The sequence below is a fragment of the Emticicia soli genome (assembly GCF_037860775.1).
Taxonomy (GTDB): domain Bacteria; phylum Bacteroidota; class Bacteroidia; order Cytophagales; family Spirosomataceae; genus Emticicia; species Emticicia soli.
Genome location: NZ_JBBEWC010000001.1, coordinates 52,296 through 70,773 on the forward strand (window position 1 = coordinate 52,296; position 18,478 = coordinate 70,773).

At 37.7% G+C, this 18,478-nt stretch carries 19 protein-coding genes, 1 tRNA gene and 1 riboswitch; of the genes, 13 read left to right on the forward strand and 7 right to left on the reverse strand.

Features of this window, described 5'->3' with window-relative positions:
* Positions 1–22 precede the first annotated feature (22 nt).
* Positions 23–2,395, forward strand: coding sequence for a GH92 family glycosyl hydrolase (locus tag WAE64_RS00200; RefSeq protein ID WP_340233083.1), 2,373 nt, complete (start codon positions 23–25; stop codon positions 2,393–2,395).
* 56 nt (positions 2,396–2,451) lie between these two features.
* Here the strand turns inward: WAE64_RS00200 and WAE64_RS00205 are convergent, their stop codons facing one another.
* The 7 genes from WAE64_RS00205 to WAE64_RS00235 form a co-directional block, all read right to left on the reverse strand.
* Entirely contained in the window at positions 2,452–2,838 is a 387-nt protein-coding gene (locus WAE64_RS00205; protein WP_340233085.1) for an acyl-CoA thioesterase, read from the reverse strand.
* A gap of 41 nt (positions 2,839–2,879) precedes the next feature.
* Positions 2,880–3,377, reverse strand: coding sequence for a PAS domain-containing protein (locus tag WAE64_RS00210; RefSeq protein ID WP_340233087.1), 498 nt, complete (start codon positions 3,375–3,377; stop codon positions 2,880–2,882).
* Positions 3,378–3,546: 169 nt separating this feature from the next.
* Positions 3,547–5,856 (reverse strand): 5-methyltetrahydropteroyltriglutamate--homocysteine S-methyltransferase, encoded by a 2,310-nt coding sequence (metE, locus tag WAE64_RS00215; RefSeq protein WP_340233090.1) that lies wholly within the window; start codon positions 5,854–5,856, stop codon positions 3,547–3,549.
* A gap of 168 nt (positions 5,857–6,024) precedes the next feature.
* A riboswitch (cobalamin riboswitch) is annotated at positions 6,025–6,242 on the reverse strand.
* Between the two features lie 420 nt (positions 6,243–6,662).
* Positions 6,663–6,733, reverse strand: a tRNA-Gln gene (locus tag WAE64_RS00220).
* 76 nt (positions 6,734–6,809) lie between these two features.
* Entirely contained in the window at positions 6,810–7,634 is an 825-nt protein-coding gene (locus WAE64_RS00225) for an aminotransferase class IV (protein WP_340233092.1), read from the reverse strand.
* Between the two features lie 35 nt (positions 7,635–7,669).
* Positions 7,670–9,322 carry a M20/M25/M40 family metallo-hydrolase gene (locus WAE64_RS00230; RefSeq protein ID WP_340233097.1) on the reverse strand — a complete coding sequence of 551 codons (1,653 nt, stop codon included), beginning with the start codon at positions 9,320–9,322 and terminating at the stop codon, positions 7,670–7,672.
* A 143-nt stretch (positions 9,323–9,465) separates the two neighbouring features.
* A complete protein-coding gene (locus WAE64_RS00235) occupies positions 9,466–10,452 on the reverse strand; it encodes an App1 family protein (RefSeq protein WP_340233099.1) in 987 nt (328 codons plus the stop codon).
* On the opposite strand from WAE64_RS00235, the gene WAE64_RS00240 reads away from it, so the two are divergent.
* From WAE64_RS00240 to WAE64_RS00295, 12 genes are all read left to right on the forward strand, one after another.
* The gene (locus WAE64_RS00240; RefSeq protein WP_340233101.1) at positions 10,451–11,329 is read left to right on the forward strand and encodes a diacylglycerol/lipid kinase family protein; all 879 of its coding nucleotides are present in this window, start codon (positions 10,451–10,453) and stop codon (positions 11,327–11,329) included. The genes WAE64_RS00235 and WAE64_RS00240 overlap by 2 nt on opposite strands.
* A 72-nt stretch (positions 11,330–11,401) precedes the next feature.
* On the forward strand, positions 11,402–12,022 hold the full coding sequence (locus WAE64_RS00245; protein ID WP_340233103.1) for a LysE family translocator: 621 nt from the start codon (positions 11,402–11,404) through the stop codon (positions 12,020–12,022).
* A gap of 70 nt (positions 12,023–12,092) precedes the next feature.
* Positions 12,093–12,542: a YHS domain-containing (seleno)protein gene (locus WAE64_RS00250; protein WP_340233105.1), complete on the forward strand. Its 450-nt coding sequence runs from the start codon at positions 12,093–12,095 to the stop codon at positions 12,540–12,542.
* A 17-nt stretch (positions 12,543–12,559) separates the two neighbouring features.
* Positions 12,560–13,021 (forward strand): YHS domain-containing (seleno)protein, encoded by a 462-nt coding sequence (locus WAE64_RS00255; RefSeq protein ID WP_340233107.1) that lies wholly within the window; start codon positions 12,560–12,562, stop codon positions 13,019–13,021.
* A gap of 17 nt (positions 13,022–13,038) precedes the next feature.
* Positions 13,039–13,467 carry a DoxX family protein gene (locus WAE64_RS00260; protein ID WP_340233113.1) on the forward strand — a complete coding sequence of 143 codons (429 nt, stop codon included), beginning with the start codon at positions 13,039–13,041 and terminating at the stop codon, positions 13,465–13,467.
* A complete protein-coding gene (locus tag WAE64_RS00265) occupies positions 13,464–14,480 on the forward strand; it encodes an ATP-grasp domain-containing protein (protein WP_340233118.1) in 1,017 nt (338 codons plus the stop codon). Before WAE64_RS00260 ends, WAE64_RS00265 begins: the two co-directional genes overlap by 4 nt.
* Positions 14,481–14,529: 49 nt before the next feature.
* Positions 14,530–15,198 carry a Crp/Fnr family transcriptional regulator gene (locus WAE64_RS00270; RefSeq protein ID WP_340233120.1) on the forward strand — a complete coding sequence of 223 codons (669 nt, stop codon included), beginning with the start codon at positions 14,530–14,532 and terminating at the stop codon, positions 15,196–15,198.
* 87 nt (positions 15,199–15,285) lie between these two features.
* Complete coding sequence (locus WAE64_RS00275; RefSeq protein WP_340233122.1) at positions 15,286–15,723, forward strand: DM13 domain-containing protein; 438 nt, start codon at positions 15,286–15,288, stop codon at positions 15,721–15,723.
* A 23-nt stretch (positions 15,724–15,746) separates the two neighbouring features.
* Positions 15,747–16,478: a hypothetical protein gene (locus tag WAE64_RS00280; RefSeq protein WP_340233124.1), complete on the forward strand. Its 732-nt coding sequence runs from the start codon at positions 15,747–15,749 to the stop codon at positions 16,476–16,478.
* On the forward strand, positions 16,468–17,016 hold the full coding sequence (locus tag WAE64_RS00285; protein WP_340233126.1) for a YceI family protein: 549 nt from the start codon (positions 16,468–16,470) through the stop codon (positions 17,014–17,016). Before WAE64_RS00280 ends, WAE64_RS00285 begins: the two co-directional genes overlap by 11 nt.
* A 1-nt stretch (position 17,017) precedes the next feature.
* Complete coding sequence (locus tag WAE64_RS00290; RefSeq protein ID WP_340233128.1) at positions 17,018–17,530, forward strand: hypothetical protein; 513 nt, start codon at positions 17,018–17,020, stop codon at positions 17,528–17,530.
* 72 nt (positions 17,531–17,602) lie between these two features.
* A complete protein-coding gene (locus WAE64_RS00295) occupies positions 17,603–18,313 on the forward strand; it encodes an NRDE family protein (RefSeq protein WP_340233130.1) in 711 nt (236 codons plus the stop codon).
* The last annotated feature ends 165 nt before the right edge of the window (positions 18,314–18,478 follow it).

The following is an 18,478-nucleotide window of genomic DNA, read 5'->3' on the forward strand; positions in this document are numbered from 1 at the left end:
TACATGAATAAAATTTATAAGCATGAGTAAAGTGAAGTATATTCTTTCGTTTCTGATTAGTGTTTTTATAATCAAGACCTCTTTTTCGCAAAAAGCACGCCCTGTCGATATGGTAAATCCGTGGATTGATACGGCAAATTCGAGATGGTTCTTTTTTAATTCAGCTTCTCGACCATTCGGAATGGTTAATTTAAGCCCTGACACAGGCATAAATTCTGACTGGGGCTCGGGGTATCGTTACCACTCCGACAGTATCAAGTGTTTTAGCCACGTGCACGGCTGGCAATTATCAGGCATACCTGTAATGCCAACAACCGGAGATTTTAAAGGACATTTAGGTAATAAAAGTTATGGGTCGGCTTTCTCGCACAATAATGAGATTGTTAAACCAGGCTATCATAAAATTACTTTAGATGCCTATAACATAACTGCCGAACTCACCTCAACCACACGTGTGGGTTTTCATAAATATACTTTCCCAAAATCGGCACAAAGTAATATTCTTTTTGATTTTGCAACTTTTCTGGGGCCATCAGATACCCAGAAAGGCTACGTAAAGAAAGTTAGTAACAAAGAGCTTGAAGGCTACGCCATCATGGCTCCGACTGTGCGCCGCCCTAAAACCTTAACGGTTTTCTTCGTGGCTGTATTTGATAAACCTTTTGATACTTTCAAGGGCTGGCGAAAAGGGGAATTAGAAAAAATAGGCGATTCAATGGAGGGAGAAAAGACTGGCGTATATGTTGGTTTTAAAACTGCTCAAGGAGAAGTTCGTAAAATGAAAGTGGCCATTTCTTATGTAAGTGAAGAACAAGCCCGGCTGAATCTTAAATCAGAACTGGCTCATTGGGATTTTGAAAAAACTGTAAACGAAAGCCAAAACGACTGGAACAACTGGCTGAGTCGCATTGAAATAGAAGGTGGCACGCAAAAAGAACAAAGTCGCTTCTACACCGATTTATGGCATGGGCTTTTAGGACGCCGAATCATTTCTGATGTAAACGGAAAGTATTCAGACATGACAGGCACTGAACGTAGAATTAAACAAATTCCGTTGGGAGCTGATGGGAAGCCTAAATTTAACCATCATAATTTTGATGCCCTTTGGGGTGCGCAATGGTCATTAAATACACTTTGGCATCTGGTTTATCCTGAGGTAACAGAATCGTTCGTCAATTCGATGTTGCTGATGTATGAAGATGGCGGACTAATACCACGTGGCCCGGCCGGAGGAAATTATACATCTGTGATGTCGGGAGCACCTGCTACCCCATTCATTGTAAGTGCGTATCTGAAAGGCATACGTGGTTTTGATATTAACAAAGCCTATGAAGGTATGCGAAAAAACCATTTCCCGGGTGGCATGATGAGCAAGGCAGGCTACGAGCACAAGACCTTTAAAGGTGGTGGTATTGAGTATTATATCGATAGAGGTTACGTGCCGCATCCGCTTACCAATATCAAATATGGCTTTCACCAAGATGGCTCAACACAAACATTAGAATACGCCTATCAGGATTATACGCTGGCGCAAATGGCAAAATCTTTGGGCAAAACCGACGATTATAATCTATTTATGAAGCGTGCCGAAAACTATAAAAACATCTGGAACCCTGAAATAGGCTGGATGTGGAACAGAACGCTCGACGGAAAATGGGGAGAACCTGTTGATATACTGCGCTACGACAACGGCTGGGAAGAAGGCAACGCCGCACAATATACATGGTTTGTACCACACGATATTCAAGGATTAATAAACCTTATGGGAGGTCGTGAGGCTTTTACTACCAAACTCAACTCTTCGTTCGAAAAAGCACAAAAGCATGATTTTGTTTCAGGTAAATCGCACGATAAAGAGACATTGGAACAATATCGCAAGGTTTATATCAATTATGGTAATCAGCCTTGTATGCAAACACCATTTTTGTTTAATTTCTCGGGTTCTCCGTGGTTGACCCAATACTGGACACGCCAGATTATCGACAAAGTTTATAGCGATATGTCGCCCGACTTTGGTTATAGCGGAGACGAAGACCAAGGCTTAATGGGTAGCCTGGCAGTTTTACTAAAAACTGGTATATTCTCTACCAGCGGTGGTACTACGCCAAAGCCTTATTATGAAATCAGCAGCCCTCTGTTTAATAAGATAACTTTCCATCTGAATCCGAAATATTATAAAGGCAAGGCTTTTGTGATTGAAGCGCCCAAAAATTCGGCAGATAATGTGTATATCCAATCAGCACAGTTAAATGGTCAAGCACTTAGCAGACCTTGGGTAATGCATCAGGATGTTGTAAATGGTGGCAAACTCACCTTAAATATGGGGCAAAGCCCTAATAAAAACTGGGGCGCTAAGCAAGAAGATGCGCCGGTGTCGATGTCATCAGAAAAATAAACAATATGCCATAAATACCCCTGATCTCTTGAGGTTGGGGGTTTTTCGTTTAAATATCAGCCCAAAACACTTACAGGCTTTTTGTCTTCACCTATGGCTACAAAAGTAAATATGCCTTTTATGGCCTGCTCTCTTTTCTCTTCATACATTTCTTCTTTGTAGATTTCTACTTCAACATCAAGGCTTGTATTACCTACTCTTATAATTCGGCCTACAATCTCGATAATCGTATCAGCCGGAATAGACTTAGTGAAATCTATTTTGCTTGACGAAACCGTAACAACCCTTTTGCGGCTAAATCTGGTAGCGGTAATAAAAGCTACTTCGTCCATCAGGTGCATGGCGGTGCCACCAAATAGCGTATCGTAGTGGTTGGTTGTATTAGGGAATACCACTTTAAATATTCTGGTTTCTGAAAACTTTATTTTTTCTTCTATGCTCATTCTATTAGGGTAATAGTTGTTGGTTCTATAACAAGTTTGTGCTATTCATCTTTATCTTTCTCAATAGCCAGAAAATGCGTTACCTGCCCCTCGGTATTTTTAAGCGGATAAATCTTGATTTCGCATAGATAAGGCTCATTGTCTTTTCTATAATTTATCAGTCGGGCACTTACAGTTTCATAGCGTTTGAGTTGTTCGCTTATTAACTCAACTTGTTTTTTGTTGGTTCTGGCTCCTTGTAAAAAGCTTGGTTTTTGGCCTATTGCTTCTTTTGGTGTATAGCCTGTCATATTAAGAAAATTGCTGCATACCCATATAATCTCTTTTTGCAGATTTGTAATAACAATCGAAAATCCATGAGCCAATAACTTGTTATAATCTAAATCCAGCTCCCATTTATGAAGTTTAATAAGCTTTTTAAGCTGCGTAACATCTTCCTGAATCTGGATATGCCAGGGTAAGAGCGGATTTGCAATGTCCCACGAGAGTGGAAGTTTCGATTTGGGCAAAGACTCCAGGCGTTTTCTTAAGTTAAACATGGTTTTATCTTTTATATGAGTAAGTCCTTGCTGACATTGCACCAGAAAGGATTGATTAGAATGAACCTGTTTAAATTTATTTCTTTGCCTACGAATGGCTGATTTTTACTGCGCGGCAGCCGCTCATTCTCGTCATAAAATAAAAAATTCAAACAGGTTCTATAAATAACTATAAAGCCTCGGTTATGTTTTTACGAACAGCTTCTGCAGCGGCTACCATGTTTTTCAAAGCGGCTTCTGTTTCAGGCCACTTACGGGTTTTCAGACCACAATCCGGATTCACCCAGATATTTTCAACAGGCAATACTGTGCTGGCTTTTTCGAGCAAGTGCACCATTTCTTCAGTAGTTGGTACACGTGGGCTATGAATATCATAAACACCCGGCCCGATTTCGTTCGGATAATTAAACTCATTAAAAGCTTCAAGTAGTTCCATCTGCGAGCGTGACGTTTCAATCGTTATCACATCGGCATCCATAGCTGCTATGCTTTCAATAATATCGTTGAATTCTGAGTAACACATGTGCGTATGAATCTGCGTTTCGTCTTTTACCGACGAAGAAGCTACCCTGAACGAGCGAACGGCATTATCCAGATAAGCCTTTCTATCAGCTTTGCGCAAAGGTAAGCCTTCTCTGATAGCCGCCTCATCAATCTGAATAATCTTTATTCCAGCTTTTTCTAAATCACTCACTTCATCTCTGATAGCCAAAGAAAGTTGAAGCATAGTTGTGCTACGAGGCTGGTCATCTCTTACAAACGACCATTGCAAAATAGTAATTGGTCCTGTAAGCATACCTTTCATATATTTCTGGGTAAGCGACTGCGCAAAGCTCGACCATCTTACCGTCATTGCTTCTGGTCTGTCAATATCACCAAAAATAATTGGCGGTTTCACACAGCGTGAGCCATAGCTTTGTACCCAGCCATTTTGGGTAAATACATAGCCGTTTAATAGCTCGCCAAAGTACTCAACCATGTCGTTACGCTCAAATTCTCCGTGCACCAATACATCAAGGTCGATATTCTCCTGCCATTCGATGGCACTTTTAATGTGTTCTTCAATTGAAGTTTCGTATTGCTCAGTACTAAGGTCGCCTTTTTTGTATCTGGCTCTTAGCTGACGAATATCGTCTGTCTGAGGGAACGAACCGATTGTTGTTGTAGGAAACAAAGGAAGGTTGAGCAAAGATTTTTGCTTTTTCTGACGCTCAACGAAAGGACTTGTTCTTTGCGCATCTGCTTCTGTCAATGCCGCTACTCTTTCTTTTACAACAGGTTTATGAATCAGGGCAGAAGCTCTTCTGCTTTCGATACTTGCCTGATTGGCTGTCAATAATTCTTGTTTACCATTCGCTGAAATTTCGTATAAATCGTTTACTTCGCTAAGTTTTTGTTTAGCAAAGGCCATCCAATCTTTTATTTGTGCAGGGAGGCATTCTTCGTCTTTCTCTAATGCTAAATCACATGGCGAATGAAGCAATGAGCACGATGGTGCAATCATTACACGGTTTTCGCCAAGTTTTGCAATAGCTTCTTTGATGAATGTAAGTGATTGCTGATAATCGTTTTTCCAGATATTACGGCCATCAACTACACCCAAAGAAATAGCAGTAGACTCTTTTAATGAGCCTAGAATCTCAGTAAATTGTTGAGGATAACGCACTAAATCAACATGAAGAGCCGCTACCGGTAATTGAGAAGCAGCCAACAGGTTATCTCTCAAGCCATCAAAATAAGTAGTCAACAAAACTTTCAACTTAGGAAATTTAGTGCTGAATTGCCCATAAGCTATACGTAAAGCATCTTTTTCGTGGTAGCCTAAATCTAAAGCTAAACAAGGCTCATCAAACTGAATCCATTGTGCACCTAAAGCCAAAAGTTTTTCAATAATTTGCTCATAAACAGGCAATAAAGCTGTTAGGAGGTCGAGACGTTTAAAACCGTCTTCTTTTTCTTTACCTGCCAATAAATAAGATACCGGGCCTAATATTACAGGTTTAGTGCTAATACCGAGCGCCAAGGCTTCTGAGAACTCATCAAAAATTTTGCTTGATGATAATTTAAAAGTCTGGTTCTTTACAAACTCGGGTACAATAAAATGGTAGTTTGTATCATACCATTTGGTCATTTCCATGGCTTTTACATCAAGGCCATCTTTCTGATAGCCACGTGCCATAGCAAAATACTGGTCGAGCTGGTTGTTGGCAGCGTTGCCACTCAGAATGGCATCATAACGCTCAGGAATATTGCCTATCAGCAAGCTATGGTCAAGCACCTGGTCGTAGAAAGAGAAATCATTAGACGGAATAAGGTCAATGCCTGATTGCTGTTGTAACAACCAATTCTGACGGCGAATCTGCCCTCCGACTTCCAATAATTGAGATTGAGAGATTTTGCCTGACCAATAAGATTCACAGGCTTTTTTGAGCTCACGATGGCTTCCGATTCTCGGATAACCAAGATTGTTTTTGAGCATACGATTAAAGGTTTTAGTGAAACAAAAATTTGGATATTTTTGAACTTCCCTTTTCGTATGCTTTCACTGAGAAAGATACAAAAGACGCACACCACTAAGCTGAAACAAGGATTTGTTCCGGCTAATGAAATGTTCAACGCCTGACTACTGCTCTATGTCGTGAAAGCATTCGTCAATTCGTTTAAGGCAAGTCTCCCGACTCGTAACAGCCTTTACCCTCCTTCTCATCTTTTCAGACAATGGATTAAAATGATAAAAACTTTGCCCTTCATTCAGGGCAGTTACTCACGGTTGCACGTCAGCTCGTGAATGACACACGATTCCTTTTTAATCAGCCGAGAACACTATTATAATATTCTGACCAAACCTATAAACGGCAATTGATTGAAAGAACCCTTGCAAAGTTAGCAAAAAAATCTAAAATTCAATGCAATTTTAGAAAATTTAATATGTAAACATAGTTATATATAGAATAATTAACTACCATATCAACAATAAATAGATATTTTACTAATCAACACAGAAATTTTTTTCAAGTAAATCATCTATAATAATTTTTATAGATTTAGGTTTTACACTAAAAAAATGAGCTTTATAATGTACTTGCCTCTACCAGCCCAAGCAATAGAAACGCTTCTTTCAGCATGACAAACAATGTAGATATTTATGTTTGGTTTGCTGGTAACGAGCCCTCTTATCTAAAGACGAGACCACAGCTTGTAAGATTGATTCAGCTAAATTGCTGATAGGATATAAAAGCAAAAGAGGTAATTACTTGATTACCAAATAATTACCTCTTTTTGTTGTTGACCCACTAGGATTCGAACCTAGACATACAGAACCAAAATCTGTTGTACTACCCTTATACTATGGGTCAATCCTGAACTTGTGGGTGCAAAAGTAGTATTTTTTAAATAACGACGCAAGTATGAGCAAAGAAAAAAAATAAAATTTTACCAATTATTTACTTTTTCATTAATCAGGTCTAATAAAAACTGTGTTTTGACACCAATTTGCCCTGAGCCCAGCACCGCATCATCGACTCTGGTGATAGGTAAAACACGTTTTGTAGTACTTGTGGTAAACACCTCGTCGGCCTCTAGCAGTTCTGTAAAGCTCACAGCACGTTCTTCAATCTTGAAGTGCCCTTTGGCTAGCTCAAGCGTTGTTCTTCTGGTAATGCCTTTCAGAATATCGGTATCAGGTGTAATTAAAGTATCACCTTTAAAAATAAATACATTACTTCTGCTCAGCTCGCTGATATATCCGTTTTTATGATAGAGCACATCTGAAGCCTTAGCGGCTTTAATATCCTGTTGCAATATCATATAATGCTTGTAATCGGTACTTTTTACTTCTGGTAAATCTCTCACAAACTCATACGCAATTACTTTTATGCCTGCAGTATACTCTTCCGGTTTTACAGGATGTATGTCTTCACTGATAATAAGTAGGTTTGGCTTGCTCATCGAAACGCTGTCTTCTGAGTAACCACCTGTTAAAATAAAGCGTATGGCGCAATCATCTAAACCCGACTGTTCTACCAATTGCATTACTACTTTATAGGCTTCGTCTTTCTCAATCGGGTTAGGAAGCCTTAAAAGCCTTGCCGAGCGTTCATATCTTTCCCAGTACCAATCCCACTGAAACGGGCGACCATTGTAGGTACGGAAATAATCGAAAAGACCATAGCCACGCAGTAGCCCAAGGTCGGTAATGTGTACGTTGGTTTGCTCTACAGAGCCGATTTTGCCATTAAAGTAGCAGTGGTGAGCCATTGGTAGTGTTTAATTTGTTTGCCTATGCAAAAATATCATTTTCCTGTATTTGTCTCAAAAAAATCTCCTTTATTCCAGGTTGGTCTTTCGGGGTTTTGTGCTATCAGGTAGCTTATCAGAAAGTTTACCTGTGCGTATTTCCTTCCAGCCGACCACACGAAGGTATCATTTACCTCGTCAGATGGTTTATGGTAATTGGCTTCTCTCCATATTTTTACTTTTTCGGCCAGATTTTTCTCTATCGTAGTTTTTTTATAGCCGTATTTGATATGTAAAGCCGGAATACCCGCTTTTACAAAATTATACTGGTCGCTTCTTACAAAACGGCCTTCGCTTGGGTCTGGGTCAGGCTCTACGTTCAGGCCAACATAAGAAGCGGCTTCTTCAACTACTTTCAATAAACTGCTATGCTCGGCACCCAAAGGTGCTACCGACTCTAAAGGAGCCAGAATAGTAGGCATATCGGTATTGATACCAGCTACAATTTTATCTTTAGGCAAAGTTGGTAAAGCCGTAAAATAGCCTGAGCCTAAAAGCCCAAGTTCTTCGGCAGTAAGCATAGCAAAAACAACCGAACGCTTTGGTTTTGTAGCCAACTTTGAATAGGCACGGGCAATTTCTATGGCACAAGCCACACCAGAGGCGTTATCGTGCGCACCATTATAAATAGAATCACCGTTGATTGGTTTTCCTACACCTACGTGGTCGAGGTGGGCCGAGTGAATCACAAATTCGTTTTTCAGTTTAGGGTCTGAACCCTCAATTTTACCTATTACGTTGTAGCTATTAATGTCTTCAAAATTCGACTCATAATGTCCGCTGATAGCACTTTTAAGTGTTTTGCTTACATAAGAGCCTTTTTCTAATGCCTGCCAGATGGTATCTAAGTTTTCGTTTTCGGCTTGCATCAGTTCTTTTAATAAAGTTACCGAAATACCACCAGCTGCCTGAATCTTACCACCTAATGCAGAGGCTGAACTTGCTCTTTTGCCGTCAGGCAGAACAGACGCACCAATGCCATTTACCGACATATTGTTGGTTATTGCTCTAAACTGAACAGCACCGCTGGTATAATTACACACCAATACGCCAACAGCTCCGTTTTTAGCGGCAAATTCTTGTAAGGTAGCAGGGTACTGTAAATGCAATTTTACGTTGGCCGATAAATTGTCTGGCACTTTACGTAAAATAACAACTATTTTGCCTTTTACATCAAGATTTTTATAATCCTGAATATTGATTTTTGGTGCATCGAAGCCTGTGCCTACAAAAGCCAGAGGTGCATCAAAATCAACCGATTTTTTTTCAGGATGCGGATACACATAAAAATCGGTGCCTAATACGAGTGGTTTTTTATCGCCATTAGGCAGGGTTAATACCAGAGAAGTTTTATCTTTATCTAATCGGCTTTTGCGGAGGGTTACTTTTTGAAGGTAAGAACCATTTTCTCCGGCAGGTTGCAGGCCAATCTCTTTATATTGTTTTTGCACATAGTCTACGGCCATCATAAAGCCCTCTTTACCGGGTTGTCGGCCTTTTAGTTTATCGTCGGCCAGATACACCACATGTGCTTTTATTTTATTAGAATCAATCTGATTGATAGCAGCCTGTGCATCGCTATTGAGAGCTTTCTGAGCATTACTCAACAGCGGAAGTAAAGCAAGCAAAAGACAGAATGTTTGTTTCATGAATTGTCTGTTAGGGATTAGTTTGTCGAAAACTTTTCCGCTAAGTTAAGCAAAAAATGCTTAGGTGGGGGTTAGAAGGGATTAAAAGTGGGGAACTATGCCCCTATAAAGTAAAATTTCAATAAACTATTTCTTATTGGTTATCATGTTATCAACCCAACATCCTTAGCATGCGCAATAGCTTCATCAGTGTGTTTAAACTGGCAAAAATGAATATTTTTGTTAGTGATGGTATTCAGCATTCCTAGCGTTAACTCTTCTTTTTGCGGGCTAATGTTACGGATATAGATTGCCGCAATCTGCTCAGAATATTTATTGGCAATACTCATATAAATTTCCGGGTCTTTTTGTGAGTTATCACCCAGTAAAACAAATTTTTGTTTCGGAAATGCGTGCAAGATTCTTGTTACCCGTACCAGTTTCCCTTGGTGTTTGGTTGCGCCGGTTTTAAGTAATTGGTACCATCTTTTTATCTGGTTGAGCAGAAATGCCCCTTTTGGTAAGCCATTATGATTAAAAAACTCAACTAAGTAATAGTATAGATTCCATTCGCTACTCGAAACATAAAAAAATGGATTCAATAAATCAGGGCTTGTATGGGCTACTGAAAGCAACTGATAAAACTTTACTACATCGGCAAAAGTTTTTCGGGTATGCGGGTTTTTAGTAAACATAACACGCAACTTTTTGCCTGTATCAGCCGAATGAGATACTAGAACGGTATCATCAATATCAGATATAAATCCGTATTGAGTTGAATGAGGTACAAAAATTTCTCCTTTTCCTGAAACAATAGTGCCGTTTTGCTCATTTAGTAGATGAACTGTTATCTCGTGCCAACCTGCCGCCACTTCGGTAGTAGATTGCCATTCAAATTTGAAGAAGCCGTCCGACTCGGTTGTGGTATATAATTGTTTATTTCCCCATTGCAAACTAACACGAACATTTGGTAATGGCTTTACCGAAAACAGCTTGAGTAACTGTAAAGCATTTGTGAGCAGATTATCGCTGAACTTACCCGACTTGGCCGGTTTATTTGCCAAAACATGGCCATACACTACCAGATTATGGGTGTGTCCATAGCCATGATAGACTTTTACGGTAGCATCTAAACTTTTATTTTTCATCATGACGCAAGCTAATACAAGAATACTTTTTATAATTAATCCTGGTTCAGGCAAAAATAATACTGATTGGGCTTCTATAATAGCCGATTACTTTAAAGTAACACAGCATATCGTTAAACTTTATGAACTCACAAAAGACTGTAATATAGAAACAATAAAACAGGAGATTAAGTTATTTCGACCACACCAAGCAGTTGCAGTTGGAGGCGATGGCACGATAAAATTGGTGTCTGAATGCGTGATGAATACCAGCATCAAATTAGGCATTATTCCGGCAGGGTCAGCCAATGGTTTAGCTAGCGAGCTTAAAATAAATGCAGATAATGCCTTAGATATAATCTCAAAAGGCTTTTCTCAAAAAATCCACTTAACTAATATCAATGAGCAATTATGTATTCATCTAAGTGACATTGGGCTTAATGCCTATGCCATGAAAAGGTTTAAATATCAGAAAGTACGGGGTATGTGGGGCTACTTTATTGCTTCTCTGAAAGTGCTGATGCAAAATCCGAAAATGGAGATAAGTATGCGGATTGATAAAAAAGCTGTTAAGATGAAAGCCGAAATGATTGTAATTGCCAATGCAACACAATATGGTACAGGAGCAGTGATTAATCCGATTGGGCGACTTGATGATGAATTATTTGAAGTAATAGTGATTAAAAAAATATCTCTTCAGGAAGTTTTCAAGATGGTTTTTACGCATAAAGAATATGATTTGACTAAAACCGAAGTTTTTCAGGCTAGTTCATTAGCTATGCATTCGGCCAGGAAAGTACATTTTCAGATTGATGGAGAATATCTTGGAAAAATAAAGAGTCTGAATGTTGAAATAATCCCTAAGGCTCTTGAATTGGTTGTGCCTGAAACTTTGATTTAGTCTAAACTGTCAGCAGTCCGACATTCTATTTTTTATAGCTCCATTATATTTGCTGTGCAAATCAACCAAAATATGTCTGAATCATTAGCCATTTTATTACTCACAACCCTTATAAGTTTTGTAGGCTCAATACAGCCCGGCCCTGTAAATCTGGCGGTAGTTCAGGCAACACTTTCACACAATTTTAAAGCTGGTATATGGGTAGCTATTAGTGGCACAATACCCGAAATCGTTTGCACAATAATAGCCCTCAAAAGCCAGAGTTTCTTATCGAAAAACCAACGATTATTTGAAATTTTAGAACTGGCCGTTATTCCTTTTTTTTTAATAATTGGCATTTACAGCTTTTTTAACTCCTCAAAATCAAGTTTAGAATTAAAACAGACTACTCAATTAAAAGCAATTTTCGGCGGATTTATTAAGGGCATCCTTAATCCTCAATTATTACCTTTCTGGGTAGTTGTTTTGGTCTATCTCCAGTCAATTTTTAGTTTTCAATCATATACTTCACAAATCTCTTTTATCCTTGGGGCAGCTTTGGGTGCATTTCTTATTCTGCTGATTTTTGTCTGTCTGACAAACCGTTTCCAAATCAGGCTGCTAAGTTTATTTGACAAGTATGCAATTAATAAAGCTATTGGTTTATTTTTTATTGGTCTATCAGTATTTCAAACTTTCAGAATTTTTCTGTGAATTGTCATTGAGCCGACAATTAGGTTTTTATTAATCTACCAATTTTGTAAAAAATTAAATCTCAATCAGCATGAAAAACAAACTTGTTCAAATAGTTATCCTATCACTCTTTTTTACCGGAAGTATTTTTGCTCAGGAAAAAGCTTTTTACGAAAAAAATGGAGTGGCTATTAATGGCTATGACCCCGTAGCCTATTTTACCGAAAGCAAAGCTATTGAAGGCAAAGAAGCGTTCAGTTTTGTCTGGAACGAAACTAAATGGCTATTCAGTTCTCAGCAAAATCTGGATGCTTTCAAAGCTAATCCGGCTAAATATGCACCACAATATGGAGGTTTTTGTGCCTTTGGTGTAAGTGAGAAGCATAAATCTCCAACCGACCCTGATGCCTGGACGATTGTAGACGATAAACTTTACCTGAATTATAGCAAAAAGGTAAAAGAACTATGGTCGAAAGATATTCCTAACCGCATTCAAAAAGCCAATGATAACTGGCCTTTGCTTAACAAGCCTAACGAATAAACTTAAATAACACCGAAATGAAACTCAGATCTTTTTTTATATTACTCCTCTTAGGTATTTCAGTTATAAGTTTTGCCCAGAATGCCAACAGAGCAAAACAGTTTAACCTCGAAAACGGTTTGGCAATACAAGGCTACGACCCAGTGGCTTATTTTAATCAGAATAAGGCTTTAGAAGGCAATAAGCAATTCAGTGCAAATTTTGAAGGGGTAACTTATCGTTTTATCAATGCCGCTAATAAGGAAGCATTTTTAAAAGACCCTAAAAAATACGAACCTCAATATGGTGGCTGGTGTGCGTATGCGATGGGAGCAACAGGCGAAAAAGTAGAAATAGACCCAGAAACTTTTAAGGTTTTAAACGGCAAACTCTATCTTTTTTATCATTCATGGACCAATAATACACTTCCGAAATGGAATAAAGATGAGGCCAACCTTAAATTGAAAGCTGATAAAAGCTGGATGAATATTTTTCATTAATTGCGCTATAAAGTCAAATGAAAACACTAAAAATAGTCTCTTGGATTTTACGAATTTTAGCTTCTGTTATTCTTATACAAACCCTTTATTTTAAATTTACGGCACATCCTGAATCAGTAGAATTATTCACGAAACTTGGTGCTGAACCCTGGGGGCGAATTGGTACAGGAATTTTAGAGTTAATAACAGGAATATTGCTTTTAATACCCACAACAGCATTTGTCGGGGGGCTTCTTGGAATGGGTTTAATGCTTGGCGCAATAGCGTCTCATATACTGGTAATCGGAATAGAATCAAAAGGCGATGGCGGCCAGCTTTTTATACTGGCAATTATTGTTTTAATTTGTTCGGTAACTATACAATTTATTCATCGTAAAGAGGGCATCGCATTTGCAAAAAAATACCTTCCCAAATCAATAACTCAATTTTTCATAACAACTACATGAAAATACCGCTTTCAATAATAAAAATCTCCAATTACGAATACTGGCCGTGGTGGTTTTTTTATCTGCCAATGGCTCCTTATTGGCTTTATCTGGTATTTAAAACCCGTTCGTTTACTTATTTTACTTCTGTAAATCCGGGTATTGAGGCAGGGGGTTTTTATGGCGAAAGCAAAATTGATATTCTAAACAAAATCAATCCACGGTTTTTACCAAAAACCGTTTTTATTGATAAAAAAAGTGATTTTGAAAAAGCTATTCATTTAGTAACAAGCAGTTACTTGACATTTCCACTAATTGCAAAACCGAACATTGGCGAAAGAGGCACAAATGTAGCCAAAATAGAAACGATTGCTCAATTAAAGAACTACCATTTAACAAGCCCAGAAGATTATATAGTACAAGAGTTTATCGATTATCCTATTGAATTTGGTGTACTTTTTAGCCGCTTGCCAAACGAAAGAAAGGGAAAGGTTTCGTCGCTGACAATGAAAGAATTTCTGACTGTAACAGGTGACGGAAAATCTACCATCAAAGAGTTAATTGAGGCCTCAACCCGTGCCCGATTTCAATTAGAAGCGTTAGAGTCAAAATTGGGTGAAAATATTCATGCAAGCCTTCCTGCAAATGAAAAGCTTTTACTAGAACCTATCGGTAATCATTGTCGGGGAACTAAGTTCATAAATGCCAACCATTTGATTAACGAAAAACTAGATGATGTCTTCAGCAGAATTGCTGAAAGTTTCGAAGGGTTTTATTACGGCAGATTCGACATGAAAGTAGCTAGTATCGAAGATTTATACCGGGGCGAAAACATAAAAATAATGGAATTAAACGGTGTCAGCTCTGACCCTGGCCATATTTATGACCCAAATTATCGGCTTTGGAAAGCCTATCGAGATTTACGTTGGCACTGGAAACGTAGTGCCGAGATAAGTATTCACAACCAAAAAAGAGGGTTTCATCCACTACCGTTTAGCAAAGTCTGGGCAATAATTAAAAAGCATTTTATGTAGATATATGATACATTGAGTATATTAGCAGAGAATATTATCGAAGGCCTTTATGAATCTTGATACAAAATATTGGTATCTGCGAGACCATAAACTTTTCAGTGTACTTTCTTCATCAGAACTGAAATCAATATGTATGATAACAAACTTCAAAACTGCCATGAAGGGAGAGATCATCTTGTTTTCACATGATGAAAATACAAGGGTTTATTTTCTCAAAAAAGGAACACTTAAAATTGTAGAAATAGATGAAAAGGGAAATGAAATTGTAAAAGATGTTATACAAAAAGGTGATATTTTCGGCGAGTTTACTTTAACCGAAACTCAGTCTGATGAATATGCCGTTGCAGTTTCTGATAATGTGATTTGTTGCAGTTTCAGGATGGACGATTTTGAAAAATTATTAGAAAAGAACCCTCAGTTAGGTCTTTCATATACCAAATGGATGGGATTCAGGTTCAAAAGGCTTCAAAATAAGTATTCAAACCTCATGTATAAAGATGTGCGAACTCGTTTTATGAGTTTTTTAGACGAATGGGCATCAAAAGAGGGAACAGCCACAGCCAATGAAGTTACGCTTAAAAATTACCTTACCCATCAAGACATTGCCAGCTTGATATGCAGCACTCGCCAGACAGTTACCCAACTTTTTAATGAATTCAAAGAGAAAGGTATTTTAGACTATTCCCGCACTGAAATCATCTTTAAAAAAAAACCTTGAAGTTCTTGTAGTTTTCTGAGTTAGGTCGTCCAGCCGACAATCCAAATATTAATAATCTACGATATTTGTATGGTAAACTCAAAAATCATGAAGATATACCTCATAAGTTTCTGCCTTGTATGGGCTTTATTTTCTTGCCAGAAAGAAGTAATCAGACAGAATGATTTTACTTCAAACCTCACAGATTCATCTGGTAAATTCAATTCAACCGGACAAAACCTTCTATTACAAGGTAATTTTGAAAATGCACAACATAGTACCTCAGGAGTTGTAAAAGTTTACGAAGATAAGGATAAAAAACGTACCTTAATTCTGGAGAACTTCATTACTGATGCTGGTCCTGACCTCCGCATTTACCTTGCCGAAGATAAGTCTGTAACCAATTTCATTCAGCTTACCGATAAAGTGCAGAACGGTAATATTTCGTTAGAAATTCCATCAAATGCTGATTTACATAAGCAAAACCATGTATTGATATGGTGCAGAAAATATTCAGTATTATTTGGCTTTGCCCAACTAAAATAACTAATCTATTAAGATAAAAAACAATGAAGAAAATCATTCTATTTCTGTTACTGAGTCACACGTTGTCAGCACAATATTTATACCCTGCAACACAACGCAACTTCGACTTATCAGTTGCTTTTGGCTCTGCTTTTTCGCCTTCTCTCTCCTATCAGAACCTGTATGGCATTGGTAAAGCTAAGCGCTTCAAAATTGGGTGGGGTATCAGGCTAAATACTTTTTTTAGCGGCCAAAAAAATTATATCACCGCACCTGCAAGGCTTACGTCTGGCAGCCAAAGCATTGTGGCTTTATTTACTGAAAATATTGCCGATAATCTTGATACGCTACAACTAACAAAATCAAGGCTAGGCAATGTAAATGGCACAATTATATTGCAGTATAGTTTCAAAAAACTTGACATTGGGTTTAATATTGATTTTATTGGTTACTCTTTTGGCGGTAAACAAACTGGCAAATTCATTGCCAGTGAATCAAAATCATTGCATGAGACTATACAAACAGCCAAACCAACCCAATTCAATTTACTATTAATAAGCGATAGCGATATTGGTAGCCTGAATTCAGAATTATATTTCAGGTATCGGATAAGCAACAAGTTGGGGCTTCGTGCAGGGGCAAGTTTTCAATTTTTAGAATACACAACCGATAAAACTTTAACTTTTGAAAATGACCGTTTCCGCCATAAAACTTTGCTGCCCTTTGTAGCAATTACTTACACACCTATTAAAAAGACTGCTAAAAATGCTCGATAATCATTTCAAAAATATTCTATTGGTGTTTTTCTTGTTTGTAGGTTTGATATCTCATGCGCAAAGTTGGAAGCCGACTACTGCAACAATAACATTCAAAATAAAACATGCATTTGGTTCAACTGCCGAAGGCTCGTTTAAAGGTTTTGCAGGTGTTATAGTTTTTGACCCTAAAAACCTCAAAAATACAAACCTGAAAGCCAGTATTGAAGCCAAAACTATTGACACAGGTTTAGATATACGCGATAAAACGTTAAGAGGTAGCAATTACTTTGATGCCGAAAATTACCCTAAAATTTCGATGATTTCTACCAGAATCGAAACAGGAGCAAGCGAAAATGAGTTTATAGGATATTTCAACTTAACAATTAAGAAAACTACCAGAAGCATAAAAATCCCTTTTTCTTTTGTACAGAATAATTCAATTGCGCAATTAAAAAGCACTTTTGAGGTAAACCGATTAGAATACGGAATAGGTGGAAAGAGTTCGCTTCTTAAAGATATTGCCATAGTTTCAATCACCTTAAATGTTCAACAATAAAATGACACGTCAAGCATCAATAGGAGTAATCAAGCAACTTAGAGACTTACTTAGTCAGCTAACCCCACACGAATATACCGAAAACCTTGCGGTGCTGAATCATAGCAGTATAGGGCAACATGTAAGACACACGATTGAGTTTTTTCAATGCTTAATTAAAGGCAGCTTAATTGGCATAGTAGATTATGATGGGCGGGAACGTAATCTGTTAATAGAGACCAATCTGCCCTTTGCACTAAATATTTTAACTGATATTGAGCATAGTATTACAACTGAACCAGATCTATGTAGAAAACTTAAGATTAGGGCAAATTATGATGGAAGCAACTTTGAGCTTATAGAATCTAATTTCATGCGTGAATTGGTATATATGATTGAGCATTCTATCCACCATTTTGCCTTAATCAGAATTGGTATTCAAGAGCATTTCAAGCATATACAAATCGAGCCAACCTTTGGCGTTGCGTATTCGACCATTAAATACAAACAAGAAATTTTAGTTTTTGAAAACTGATTATTGCATTTTTTAACAGATAAGATTCGAGAGATTCGAATTATTTAAACAATTCTAAATTTTTCAATAGTCATGTGTGTGCTGACTTATATCCCTATTGCCAATAAGGGTTTTATTCTTACCTCCAATCGTGATGAAGCTGTATCACGTGAGGCGGCCACTCCACCCAGAAAATATATGATTAACGGCCATCATGTTTTTTTCCCGAAAGACCCCCGTGGTGGCGGTACATGGATTGCCAGTAGCGGAGAAATCACCTTGTGTCTTCTAAATGGGGGTACTATCAAGCATATTCCACAACCACCTTACAGGCAGAGCCGAGGTAAGGTTATTCTCGATTTCTTTAAGTTTAGTACCGTAAATACCTTTATTGATGACTATAATTTTACAGGAATTGAACCATTTACATTAGTGATTATTCAAAATACACATGATTTAATAATCTATGAGTTGAAATGGAATGGACAAACACTTTCTAATAAAACAATAGACACATCAGAACCTCGAATCTGGTCGTCGGTTACGCTTTATTCACCCGAAATTATTAAGATGAGAGAAAAATGGTTTAGCGATTTTTTGCAACAACCATTAAATCCTGAAAAAGTGCTGAACTTTCATAAATATGGAGGTGTGGGAGATATAAGGAATGATATCAGAATAAACCGTAATAATGTACTAAAAACACTTTCAACTACACAATACGTAATTAATGAGAAATTTTTTACAATTTATTATGAAGATTTAGTGACCAATAAAAAATATAATTACAGAGTGATTGAGTAATATCTGTCAAATCTATTTCTGATATACGGTAAGCTACTTATCATAGAGGCTATAATGTTTATAGAGCCAATAATTAAAAGGCTCATTCATTAGCCCGAAAAATATTATGCTTTTTATGTAGACTTACCAAAATCTATGCTTAAATTTAATCCCCTCATAGGTTTT